Source organism: Oenococcus oeni, assembly GCF_020510245.1.
Lineage (GTDB): Bacteria > Bacillota > Bacilli > Lactobacillales > Lactobacillaceae > Oenococcus > Oenococcus oeni.
This window is the reverse complement of sequence record NZ_CP084701.1, coordinates 198,681-210,878: the sequence shown is the minus strand read 5'-3', so window position 1 is coordinate 210,878 and position 12,198 is coordinate 198,681. Positions and strand designations below refer to the sequence as shown.

Sequence of the window (12,198 nt, the reverse complement as noted above, 5' to 3'; positions counted from 1 at the left end):
GTCAACTCGACAATTCGTTTTTTATCCCTTTAAAACTAAATGTATTTCCCGAATCAGACGTTCTTTTGAATCATCTGTAAACTTTGTATCGTTGTTTAAAACCAATTGGCAGTATATAAAACTTTCATAGATTGACGAAATCACATCGGCCATTGTTTTCGGATCATTTCCATGAATCATACGAGTAGAAAATTGGTCGCTTAGGTAGTCGAAAATCTTCCTTTGAATCACGCTATCCAATTTCCATATCCAAGTCATTTGCTTTCGATCAATCGCTGCCTGTTCCCGAATCATAATTAAAAGGACCTGATAGTTTTCCTTTTTCGTTAAAAGGTTCCACATCATAAGAAAGATATTTACCAACGTTTCCTCAGTAGAACAACCAATGCTAACAATTTTATCAAAGCGAATTATGAATTCCGAAGCTTTACTATCGGTAGTCTGCCTGATTATTTCATTGAGAAGCTGTTCTTTCCCGCCAGGAAAATAATAATATAGCAGGCCATCCGAAGCCCCGGCTTGGTGGTTAATTTCTTTGGTCGAACTTGCTTCGTAGCCTTTTTTGGCAAATAATTGACGGGCAGCCGATAACAATTTTTCTTTTTGTAAATCCCCTTTGTTGCTTTTCTTCATTTTTTCATTGACCATTCAATTTAATAATATAACATCTTTTCTTCATATGAAAATTATTCACTAATCATGAGACTTGAAAATGGGTAATATATTCTGTATTGGAGGTAATTATTATGAAAATTGCTTTTATCGGCAGCGGCCACGTAGGACAGGTCCTTGCCAAACTTTTTATTAAGGCAGGACATTCTGTCGTTCTCACAAATCGTCATGGAAAAGATAGTCTGCTTCCAGTTACTAGTAAATTAGGGTCTGCTGCACAAGCAGCCGATATCAACTCACTGGGAGACGATCTAGATTTGTTTGTTTTAGCAATTCCTTTTAATGGAGTTAATGATCTTGATGACAATCTCTTAAAAGGAAAGAAAGTAATTGATGCAAGCAATTATTTTCCCCAGCGTGACGGACGGATTCCAAAGCTGATTAATCATGAAATTTCAAGCTCTCAAATGCTTGCTGATTACTTTAAGGTGTCCACAATTGTCAAGGCTTTTAATACGATACCGGTTTCTGAATTGGAAGGCTTGGCCAACTTTGAAAATAAAAGTGAACGAATAGCAATTCCGATCGCCGGCGATGATGTTAAATTTAAAAACATAGTTGCCGAATTAATCGACCAAATTGGATTTAATGCTTATGATGCTGGTAATTTGAAAAATAGTTTTACTATTCAAGCCGACGGACCTGTTTTCGGATTAACAGTCGATAAAAAAGAATTGTCGAAAAAATTGAATAAATGAAATAAAAAATAATGATATGTTTATTCCCAGAAAAGGCTTTCATAACTCGGGCGTATAATTAAATTAACTAACGTTTTAGGAGGCATCTGATGACTAAAGAGATACAGATTGGTAAAAGCGAAGTAAAGACCGGAAAACTCGGACTCGGTACAAATAAAGTCGGTGGCCATAATCTTTTCAACGATTTGCAGGATTCCGATGGAAGCCAAATAATCGAGGAAGCTTTGAAGGAAAATATTTCATTACTGGACACTGCTTTTATGTACGGATTAGGTAGATCCGAAGAAATTATTGGTCAGGTATTACGGGCACATGACCGCTCCAAAGTTATTTTAGCTACAAAAGCTGCTCAAGACCCGAACGATGGCTTGCATTTAAATAACAAACCGGACTTTTTAAAAGCGTCTGTGGATAGTGCTTTAAAACGTTTAAAAACTGATTATATCGACATTTTCTATATCCATTTTCCAGATGAAAAAACACCAAAAGACGAAGCCGTCGAAGCTTTAGCCGAGGAAAAGAAGGCTGGCAAGATTCGTGCAATTGGTGTATCGAATTTTTCTTTGACGCAAATCAAAGAAGCAAATAAAAATCATCAAATTGATATTGTAGAAGATAACTACAGCCTTGTTCATCGAGATGCCGAAAAAAATCTCTTTCCCTATCTTAAAGAAGAGGGCATCTCTTTTGTTCCCTATTTTCCTTTGGCTTCCGGTCTTTTAACTGGAAAATATACAATAAATGATCAACCAAAATTTAAAAAATTCTCAACAGCAGAATACGAAAAAATTATTCATGCTCTCGATAAAGTTAGGGATCTAGCCAAGGAACACGACTCGACGATTTCTCAGATAATCTTAGCTTGGTATATTGCGAATCCAAATATTGGCGTTGTTATTCCAGGCGCAAGAAAAGCTGAACAGGTCAAAAGCAACGCTCAGGCTTTAAAAATTAATTTAAGCAATCAGGAATTCCAACAAATAGATCAGTTATTTCGGGAATTTTAAAAAACTCCGGCGGTTAAAAACGCTGGAGTTTTTTTAAAACAAATGTTTTATCTGTTTAAATTATTGAGCAGTATAACCACCGTCAACCGTGAATTCAGAACCGGTTGCAAATTTAGCCTCTTCCGATCCCAAATAAACCGCTAACCAACCGATGTCTTCAGGATCACCGATATGGCCCATTGGCGTCTTGGTCCTTTCACTCATAGCCTTTTCAAAACCATCCATGTCTTCAACCAAAGGGGTTTTAATATATCCTGGATGAATGGTATTAATTCTCAAGTTGTAATCATTTTGTGCGCAATAGATTGCAGCTGATTTAGTCATGATCCGCAAAGCTCCTTTGGTCGCATTATATGCAAACAAATTCGGATCGCCAACCAAGCCTTCGATACTCGACATATTAATTATAGAGGCGTCTCCGCTTACCGGATGTTTCATATTGATAACGCCATAATGAGTACCAAAGTAGACACCGTCCAGATTAACTGCCATCGTTTGCCGCCACTGGGCATAATCGGTGTGTTCAACATCGCCGGGAACACCAATTCCGGCATTATTCACAAGAATATCGACTTTCCCAAATTCCGCAATCACGTCGGCGAACAATTTTTTCCAGCCCTCTTCGTTAGAAGCATCGTGAACAACAAACTTAGCATTTTTAGGGTTGCTCAAATGCTTGAATGCTTCTTCACCAATTTTTTGGCGACGACCTGTAAAGACTACCTTGGCCCCCTCTTTTAAATACAAATCGACAATCGATAAACCGATTCCTAGCGTTCCGCCGGTTACGATGGCGACCTTTCCTTTTAAACGATCTACCATATTGAATACCTCCAAATTCTTTCTGTGAATAATTTTACAATCTATTTGTTAAAAAGTAAACAATTAATAATAAATAAAGATTAAAAATAAAAAAAACACCGGTTCAATTTTTACCGGTGTTTTTTTGATATCTGATTAGTTTTTAATCTCGTAAATACTGTAAATCGCTGTTTGATCATGATTTTTAAAGTATTTATTAGCAAAATCGGAGGCATGCTCGATACTATCGAACTCCTTGTTAGCCAGTCCTGGTTTCTTTTCCTTAATAAACCAATCGTTTTTGATATCATATATTCCGAATGTAATAGGCTTAACCTTCTTTCCCTTACTTCCATCATATAGCCTATCAGCAAAAAGATCAAACGAAGCGCTTAATTGGTTAAAAATTGGTTCAGTTGTTGAAAGAAATATTCAGGGTTATCGCGGAGCGACACGTGTGTCGCATCAGGAATAATTTCAAGTTTCCCGTTTGGCAGTTTATCGGCCATCACTCGAGCTTTCTTGGGACTGATCATATCTTGATCGCCAACCAATATCAAAGTTGGTGTTTTAATTCGATATAACTTATCAGAAACATTCCAACCGCTCATCATGCCTTCTGTATGAAAAGGATTCGTTCCCATCATGTAATTAGCAACTTGGTAATTGCTGATATCAATCGCATGCTTGCTTTGACTTTTGGAAAAACGAGAATAGTAATCATTATAAAATTTTTCCATAAATTGATTAAAAAGTGGATCGTCTAATTCGCCTTTTTTTGCTTCAGTAAAAACATACTTGGCTTCGTCTTTTGACAAAACCTTGGCCACTTCATCCTTCATCCGATCGGTAAAATCGCTTTCTCGGTCAGACATCCCTACAATCACCAATTTATCAAGATTACCCGGATATTTAAGTGCATATTCCAAAGCAATCATTGCACCCCATGAATAACCAAGCAGAATAAATTTGTCATATTCAAGTTGGCGGCGAACTTCTTCCAATTCATTGACGAAATATTCAATTCTTAAGTACTTTTTCGCTAATTTAGGATCGCTAAAATCAGGTTGATCAGAATACCAAGAACCAAGTTGGTCATAAGAAGTTATTTCAGCATTCGGAACGCCCAAGGGCAGCGTTTCAAAAGATTCATGAGTTTCTCCGGGCCCACCATGAACAGCAATTATTTTACTTTTTTTACCAGAATTTTCAGTGTGCGACCAAAGATGAAAACCACTTGTAAGGGTTAAGATATGTGTGCCATTTTTCATACATTAAGCATAATAAAAAAAGAATAAAATTTAATAAAAAATCCCGAACTTTTGATAATTCGAGATTTATTCAAATTTTTTATTTTGCTAATTATTTTACTTTAGCCCAAGTTCTCAAATCACTAAAGGTCTTCTTCGCATCCTGTGGTTCATCCTTTTCCAACTCATCAATTCGAGCGGAAACCTTTTTGCTATCAACCTTTGGATACTCGTCAATCTTTTCTGATTTGTGAACATCTGCGTTATCATAGATCGATTTAAGCAAATACCTTTCAACGTTTTTGTCTTCATCGGCATTCAATGAATCGATATTCTTGGCCAACATAATGGACAAACCTTCAACATTTAATTTCTCTGCTTCTGCTTCTGCTAATGCCATTTGTTTTCCTCCATACCTCATATAATAAACAATAGTCAGTAAAGGTCAAATAAACAATCATCATCCTTAAACGAATAAATTTTGTTCGATTTTTTAAACTTTTGTCAAAGCTTGATCCAAGTCGGCAATCAAATCTTCGACATTTTCAATGCCAATCGAAACCCTGATTAAATCCAGTGTAATCCCAACAGCTTTTAATTGTTGATCATTTAACTGTGCATGAGTCGTTGATTTCGGATGAATAATTAGTGATTTTGCATCGCCAACATTTGCCAGTAAAGAAAAAATTTTCAGATTGTCGATTAAAGTTTCCGCTCCTGATTCACCGGACTTCAAACCAAAAGTAAAGATTGATCCGCTCCCTTTGGGAAAATACTTTTTCGCCAACGCTTTGTATTTTGAGTTTTCGGTTTCCGGATAGGAAACCCATGCAACCTTCGAATGCTGCTGCAAGTAATCAACTATTTTACGAGTATTCGAGACATGACGTTCAATCCTTAAAGAAAGTGTTTCGAGCCCCTGCAAAAAATACCAAGCGGACTGTGGCGATAGAGTTGCTCCGGTATCGCGCAGATGTTCCGCCCGAATTTTTGTTGTAAAAGCCGCACCCTTTAGATCGGACCAAATCAGGCCGTTATATGAAGCAGTCGGATTCACAAAATCGGGATAACGATTCGATGCCTGATAATCAAAATCGCCTTTCTCAACGACAACGCCGCCAATTGTTGTGCCGTGTCCGCCGATAAATTTCGTAGCCGAATGGACGACTATATCAATGCCATAATCAAAGGGACGAACCAGAAAAGGAGTTGCGAAGGTCGAATCAACAACCGTAATAATTTTATATTTTTTCGCAATTGCTGCAACAGCTTGAAAATCAACGATATTAATTGCTGGATTACCAAGGCTTTCAAAGAAAATCGCTTTGGTGTTTTCTTTAATAGCTGCTTGAAAATTTGCCGGATCATCAGGATCAACAAAAGTTGTTTCAATTCCAAGCTTTTTTAAAGTTTCACTGAATAATTCATAGGTACCGCCATAGAGTGTCGATGCCGAAACAATGTGGTCGCCGGCCCCAGCAACATTTAAAATTGCCGCGGTAACGGCAGCGGCCCCCGAAGCCAAAGAAATCGCACTGCTTCCGCCTTCTAAAGCGGCAATCCGTGTTTCAAAAGCCGAATTGGTTGGGTTTGTTAAACGACCATAAATATTTCCCGGTTCTGTTAAAGCAAAACGTCCGGCAGCCTCTTTGGCATCCTTAAAAACAAACGAAGATGTTTGGTAAATCGGTACCGCCCGCGCGCCAGTGGCCGGATCGGGATTTTCTTGGCCAGCATGAATCTGTTCTGTTTCAAAATGATAATTATTTTCCAATGTAGTTACCTCGATCATATTTTTATTAGTTTGAATATTTAAATTAAAAAACGTTTGCTTTTATCGCATTCGCGTCTGCACCAATCCTTCGCCCCGCCAAAGAAGTAACCAACTGATTGTCGTATGAATTCTTAAACGACTCATTTAAAAAACTCCAACGAACTTATATATAAAAAAACACAACCCAAAAAAATGGGTTGCGAATAGTGGATTATATAATTTAGAATTGGCTGTCTATAGTTTCCTAAATCTGTTTTCATCTCTAATTACCATTTGTTAGTAAACTTTAAATACCAAAGGTATTTTTGTCAAGATATAACAATGTTGATTTAATATTTAAAAATATTTTTCAATAGCATCCATAATAGTAGATAGTAGTAGTTACTCAAAAAAAGGAGAATTACGATGCCGAAACTTGATTATGATAATCAAAATAACTGGTTGTTTAAAACAGGACAAATGCAATCACCAGTTGCTTTAGAATTGAATAAGGCTGAGAAAATCGAAAAACAGGCGACTTTAAAACTGAATTATTCAACAAATGCTTCCTATGTTCACGATAATGGGCAGGGAATTGAGATTGGATTAAGCGGCAAAGCAATTATTGATAATCGGTTTTTCTCGTTACAACAATTTCACATCCATGCTCCCAGTGAACATCTGCTGAATAATTATAGATTCGACGGTGAAATTCATTTCGTTCATCAGGCCAAAGACGGAAGAACAGCAGTTATCGCTGTCTTTTTAAAAGCCGGAAAAACTTCTAAAACTTTTTCTCAGATATTCAATCACTTGAATCAGGATCAAAACTTTGTTTGCGACCTAACTGATTTAATACCGGAAAATAAATCTTATTATCATTATTTGGGCTCTTTAACAACACCACCATTAACAGAGAATGTCGAATGGTATATTTTAGCCAACCCGGTTGAAATTTCAAGACAACAATTAGCAGAATTTCATAAACTTTATCCATATAATAATCGCCAACTGCAATCTTTAAACGGAAGGCCAGTATTGTATTGCAGTTCGACTATAAAAAATTAACGATCGGATGATTTTCCACGGAGGGGAATGAAAATGAAAATTGTTGTTTTTGGTGGCAGCGGGTTCATCGGTCAAAAATTACTGGAAATTTTAGTGAAAAGGGGCCACGATATTATCAGTGTTTCAAGACATGGCCGGCCCGATAGCTTGACAGAAAAATGGGCCGATAAGATCACCTGGGTTAGCTCCGATATTTTAAATGACCATGAGTGGCAAAAATACGTCAAAGATGCGGATTGGATAATCGATTCTGTTGGCATTTTGTTTGAAAATCCAAAAAAAAATATTACTTATGATCGTTTTATTGTTCAGCCGGTTCGCGAAATAACTGATTTTTTGAAAAACAATAAAAGCGAAAATAGGTTCTTATTTATATCTGCCAATAAAGGTCCTTTTATTTTTAGAAAATATATGGAAGCCAAATACTTGGCCGAAAAAATAACTAAAAGACAAAACAAGAATAATTTAATCGTCTATCCCGGACTCGTCTTTGATTCGGTAAAAACTTCTTCGATCGTGATTACCCTGCCACTGAGAATTCTCACCCATATACCACTTTTAAATAAAGTAATTATTGGTTATCTGCCAATTAAGCGAGTGACTCTAGCCAAAGAAATCAGCAAAATAATTGATGGCGGTCAGTCGATTTATACAAAGAGAAGATAAAGGCAACAATGTTTTCGTATTACTTTTTCAAATGATAATTTCGTTAAAGAAAAAATAAAAATTTTCAATTTATACATATAAAAAACGTCCATTTTTAAATAGACGTTTTTTATTTAAACAATTAAAATTCGATGTAGAATTCCTAATTTTATTTATAAAGCCAATTTATCCTTAATTTCCTTATATACTTGATCAACACCAATACCGGTCAATAACGGAACACCGTTGATGACTTTGTTCTTGATATTTTCAGGCACAATTGTCGTGCTGACAACGGCATCATAATCGTCAATACTATTGATTACATCGGATATCTTGCTTTGGTACATCGTTACTTGATTTGCAAATCCGTCTTTATCAAGCCAGCTCTTAATTTTGCCGGTTGCAATAGTAGAAGTTGCAATACCTGTTCCACAAACAATCATTAATGTTTTCATTTTCTTGCTCCTGTCTTAAACGTTTTTTTCAATTTTTGGTTTGCGAAATTTATTCTGCCAAATCATGATTGCTAGCACTGCAATACCGATTAATGAAATTCCAGTCCAAGTCATCGTCTTACCCAATCCGACGATTAAAAGTGTTGTCCATGAACCGCCATCCGAAAGAACCGAGATAGAACTATTACCATGCATGTTGAATTTGGCAAGTTTCGCAGCTTGAGTTAACATCGGGGCTACCCAACTGGCAATATATAGACTAATTGCGATGTCAACGATTCCGCCGATAATCGTTCTGAAAATGTCTCCACGAAAAACAGCCGCCATGATCGCAATCATAAATGGAATCGTAGCCAAATCGCCAAAAGGAAGCACACTGTTTCCCGGTAAAATTACTGATAAGAAAATCGTCACAGGGACCAAGATCAAGGAAGCAGAAAGAACAGCTTCTTGGCCAACAGCTAAAGCAGAATCCATTCCGATAAATAACTGACGTCCAGGAAAGCGTTTTTTAACAAACTCGTTGGCTCCCTCAGAAATTGGGGTTAGGCCCTCCATTAACAGAGAAACCATCCTTGGCATTACTACTAAAACAGCGGCCGTGTTAATTCCAAGCTGAAGCGTTTTTGCCAACGAATATTTGGCCAAAAAACCAATAACAAGACCAATAACAAGACCAATAACCGTTGAATCCCCAAAGACGCCCATTCGTTTTTGAATCGTTTCCGGAGTTAATTTAATCTTGCTAATACCAGGAATACGATCAAAAATCCAATTTAGAGGTAAGGCAAGTGCGAAACCGGGCAGGGAAGCTCCTTGAGTGAAAGTTATCCCTGGTAGCCCATAATGTTTCTGGACAAGTGGCGCAACCATATCTCCCATTAAGTAAATCAACATCGAATGAACAATCATTGTTAATATACCTAAAGCAAAATCATTTGTTGCAACATAAACCAAAGATCCCGTGAAAGCAATATGCCAATAATTCCAAATATCGACGTTTAAAATTTTTGTCAATCCAACAAATAACAAAATTACGTTGACAATTATTCCGACTGGGATTGCGATGCTGCCAAGAACTGTTCCATAAGCAATCGCCGATGCTGCCGGCCAACCAATATCGATTGAATGCAAATTCAAACCGAAATTCTTAACCATTGCTTGTGCAGCTGGCCCCAGATTTTCTGTTAACAAATTGATCACCAGGTTCAAACCAACAAAACCAACACCGACAGTCAAACCGGATTTGAATGCCCTCCCTGGCTTAATTCCCAATACCAAAGCAAAAATAAACAATAATACAGGTAACATTACACTTGCTCCGGTATTAACAAACCATTGTAGAATAGCCATTATTGTCCCTCCTCAATACCCTCTTTTTTCATAATTTCGATAAAATCCTTTTCGTCTTTAATTGTTTCCAGTTTTTTCATTGCTTTTTCATTTTGAAAAAGAGCCATCAACCTTTGTAACATTTGTGGTTGTTTATGTGGATTATCCAGGGCCAACATGAAAATGAATTTTGCTTCGACTTTTGCGTTGTCCCCCATTTGTTTGAATTCAACCGGTTTAGATAAAGACATAAAAGCAATTTGTGTTTCATTAACATACTTAGCGTCAGTGTGCGGAATAGCAACCCCAACAGTCGTGGTATTGAGCCCGGTTGGAAACTGAGATTCGCGATTTATAATCGCCTGCTGGTAACTACTTTTGACACAATTTTTTTCTTCTAAAAAACGTGTTAGAGTTTTTAAAACGCTAATTTGATTGGGAAAAACTTGATCAAATAAGATCACCCTTTTGTCAAAATACATTTTGTCCTGTCCCCCCTTTTTTTCAAATTTTTTGAAGCTCCCTCAAAATATTAGTTTTCGTAGAATCAATCAAATGAACTGTTTTTTCTTCCTTGCCTAATTCTCTTATTATTCGAATTAATTTCTCATTATTGATTTCGTCTGCCGGATTGATTGCGACAAGTAGGATCATTTCAACAAATTGATTATTGTTCCAATTGATTAATTTTGTCGACTTGCCGATTGCAATACTGGTTTTTCTAACGGAAATACCTTCAGCATGCGGCATGGCAATCCGCGGAGCGATAAGCGTATTACCTTGTTTTTCTCTCTCATAAATCAACCTTAAAAAATCCTGTTTTTCTTTTAACAGCCTATTTTCAGACAGCAGCGATGACAGCTCTTTAATCGAAGTAATTTTATCAACGGAATTTAATTCTCTAAATAGTATTTTCATTGCTCTGTTTTTCTAATTCTCTTTCAATCCGATCACGATCTTGTGAATTAAATAAAGCGCTGACTAAAATAATTTTCTTAGAAGTTTTTTTAACGTTAACTGTCGAAATAATCATATCGATGTCTGGGTTATCTTTTAATTTACTGTTCAACTCGGAAGTGCCAATAACATCCACAATTTGTAATTCCGGAAAAACTTTGCTGATTTTTGTATTTAGAAGTTGTGCAGTTCCAAAACCACTTGTACACATAATCAAAACCTTTTTCCTGCGAATAACCTGCTCTTTATATTTTGCAAAGTATAAAGTGATAAAACCAATTTCGTCATTCGGGACATCCGGAATTTTGAATTTGCGACTGATTTTTTGAAAAAGTATTCTAACTTTATCAAAAATGTTTGGATAAGTGACCTGAATATCACTTAATAATCGATTGGCCACCACAATGCCGCTATTCAGGCGATTCATCATTGGTTTAATGTGATTAGTCAGATCTTCTGCTAATAAAACTGCGGCTTTCGTTCTCTTGTCGATAGAAAAATAATCGAGTGAGTAGGAAACAATTTTTTCAACAATTTTGGGCGTCTGTCCATTGAAAATAACATCTCGATCATAATGAACAGAAACCAAATATTGCAGTAGGTTAAATTCCTCTCCCAGAGGAACCCGAATGTGCAAATAATTTGAAATATCATCTATAACCTGCGAAGTAACACGATAAATATTTTGATATTTTTCTTTTATTTTTTCTTGCTGTTCGGTCAATGATTTACTGGTTGAATTTTTGACCGCCCCTTGTTTAAATCGATTCATCATAATATACATATGTGAGAAAAGATTAATATTGTAAGGATATGGTATAGCGATATTCAATCGACGTTCGATAAATTCAATTCTAGAAACTAAAAATTCTTCATCATTTGAATCAAGACCAGGAAAATCAGTGCTTAATTCCTGAATGTTATCAGAATTCATTAAATTTAACTTAATAATCGTTGAATTTAAAGCCTGACGAATATTGCGTTCATTGCCATAGACGGAAACATGATACCCTTCGCGTTGAAGATTAACATCATAAGTTATCAATAATTCTTTTATTGCCTTAATATCTGTTTCAATAACCGATTTGCTAACGTAATATTTGTCATAAGTTTTATCCAGATCAATAAAATAAGGTGATCTGAATAATATTTCTAACAAAACATTATTCCGACGCTCGACAATAGAGTCTTTTGATAAATCGGTATCCTGGTTATTTCGATCTAAAATGTAACTCGAATAATCCAGCTTTAGGCCCTTTCCTCTTTCGGAGATAATCAAGTTTTTCTTATTCGACTGAGCATTAATCGATTTAACATTTCTTAAAATAGTTTTGGTGGAGAAACCAAGTTTCTTAGAAACTTGATCAGCGGAAACGTAGTCACGTGACTGCAACAAAAGATTAATAATAGCTTGTTGATTTTTTGTTAACTGCACATTAACTACCTCCCAATAAAATAATAATCCTTATCTAGTAAGGGTTTACATTTTCTAATGTCCTCTACAAGAGACATTGTCACCCAAAATAATTGAAAATAATTTAATCGATTATATATAAG

General features: G+C 36.1%; 14 protein-coding genes. 4 read left to right on the top strand and 10 right to left on the bottom strand.

What is annotated here, in order from left to right:
• Positions 1-21: 21 nt before the first annotated feature.
• Entirely contained in the window at positions 22-648 is a 627-nt protein-coding gene (locus J3U91_RS01095; protein WP_002820181.1) for a TetR/AcrR family transcriptional regulator, read from the bottom strand.
• A gap of 98 nt (positions 649-746) precedes the next feature.
• On the opposite strand from J3U91_RS01095, the gene J3U91_RS01090 reads away from it, so the two are divergent.
• The gene (locus tag J3U91_RS01090; protein WP_002820180.1) at positions 747-1,370 is read left to right on the top strand and encodes an NADPH-dependent F420 reductase; all 624 of its coding nucleotides are present in this window, start codon (positions 747-749) and stop codon (positions 1,368-1,370) included.
• A gap of 89 nt (positions 1,371-1,459) precedes the next feature.
• Positions 1,460-2,377 (top strand): aldo/keto reductase, encoded by a 918-nt coding sequence (locus J3U91_RS01085; RefSeq protein ID WP_002816906.1) that lies wholly within the window; start codon positions 1,460-1,462, stop codon positions 2,375-2,377.
• A 60-nt stretch (positions 2,378-2,437) separates the two neighbouring features.
• Here J3U91_RS01085 and J3U91_RS01080 read toward each other — a convergent pair whose 3' ends face one another.
• From J3U91_RS01080 to J3U91_RS01065, 4 genes are all read right to left on the bottom strand, one after another.
• The gene (locus J3U91_RS01080) at positions 2,438-3,199 is read right to left on the bottom strand and encodes an NADP-dependent (R)-specific alcohol dehydrogenase (protein ID WP_002820179.1); all 762 of its coding nucleotides are present in this window, start codon (positions 3,197-3,199) and stop codon (positions 2,438-2,440) included.
• A gap of 371 nt (positions 3,200-3,570) precedes the next feature.
• Entirely contained in the window at positions 3,571-4,449 is an 879-nt protein-coding gene (locus J3U91_RS01075) for a proline iminopeptidase-family hydrolase (protein ID WP_002820178.1), read from the bottom strand.
• 91 nt (positions 4,450-4,540) lie between these two features.
• A complete protein-coding gene (locus J3U91_RS01070) occupies positions 4,541-4,828 on the bottom strand; it encodes a hypothetical protein (RefSeq protein WP_002820177.1) in 288 nt (95 codons plus the stop codon).
• A 93-nt stretch (positions 4,829-4,921) separates the two neighbouring features.
• Positions 4,922-6,202 (bottom strand): O-acetylhomoserine aminocarboxypropyltransferase/cysteine synthase family protein, encoded by a 1,281-nt coding sequence (locus J3U91_RS01065; RefSeq protein WP_002820176.1) that lies wholly within the window; start codon positions 6,200-6,202, stop codon positions 4,922-4,924.
• 405 nt (positions 6,203-6,607) lie between these two features.
• Here J3U91_RS01065 and J3U91_RS01060 point away from each other — a divergent pair, with 405 nt between their 5' ends.
• Positions 6,608-7,249, top strand: coding sequence for a carbonic anhydrase family protein (locus J3U91_RS01060; protein ID WP_002820175.1), 642 nt, complete (start codon positions 6,608-6,610; stop codon positions 7,247-7,249).
• Positions 7,250-7,282: 33 nt separating this feature from the next.
• Positions 7,283-7,915: an NAD(P)H-binding protein gene (locus J3U91_RS01055; RefSeq protein ID WP_002820174.1), complete on the top strand. Its 633-nt coding sequence runs from the start codon at positions 7,283-7,285 to the stop codon at positions 7,913-7,915.
• Positions 7,916-8,067: 152 nt separating this feature from the next.
• Here the strand turns inward: J3U91_RS01055 and J3U91_RS01050 are convergent, their stop codons facing one another.
• Genes J3U91_RS01050 through J3U91_RS01030 form a run of 5 tightly spaced genes read right to left on the bottom strand, consistent with a single transcriptional unit; the run spans position 8,068 to position 12,076 of the window.
• Positions 8,068-8,352 (bottom strand): PTS sugar transporter subunit IIB, encoded by a 285-nt coding sequence (locus J3U91_RS01050; protein WP_002816915.1) that lies wholly within the window; start codon positions 8,350-8,352, stop codon positions 8,068-8,070.
• Positions 8,353-8,367: 15 nt separating this feature from the next.
• Positions 8,368-9,705: a PTS galactitol transporter subunit IIC gene (locus tag J3U91_RS01045; protein WP_002820173.1), complete on the bottom strand. Its 1,338-nt coding sequence runs from the start codon at positions 9,703-9,705 to the stop codon at positions 8,368-8,370.
• The gene (locus tag J3U91_RS01040; RefSeq protein ID WP_002820171.1) at positions 9,705-10,166 is read right to left on the bottom strand and encodes a PTS sugar transporter subunit IIA; all 462 of its coding nucleotides are present in this window, start codon (positions 10,164-10,166) and stop codon (positions 9,705-9,707) included. Before J3U91_RS01040 ends, J3U91_RS01045 begins: the two co-directional genes overlap by 1 nt.
• A gap of 22 nt (positions 10,167-10,188) precedes the next feature.
• Complete coding sequence (locus tag J3U91_RS01035) at positions 10,189-10,602, bottom strand: PTS sugar transporter subunit IIA (protein WP_002820169.1); 414 nt, start codon at positions 10,600-10,602, stop codon at positions 10,189-10,191.
• The gene (locus tag J3U91_RS01030; protein ID WP_002820168.1) at positions 10,586-12,076 is read right to left on the bottom strand and encodes a BglG family transcription antiterminator; all 1,491 of its coding nucleotides are present in this window, start codon (positions 12,074-12,076) and stop codon (positions 10,586-10,588) included. The genes J3U91_RS01035 and J3U91_RS01030 overlap by 17 nt, the downstream gene beginning before the upstream one ends.
• Positions 12,077-12,198 lie beyond the last annotated feature (122 nt).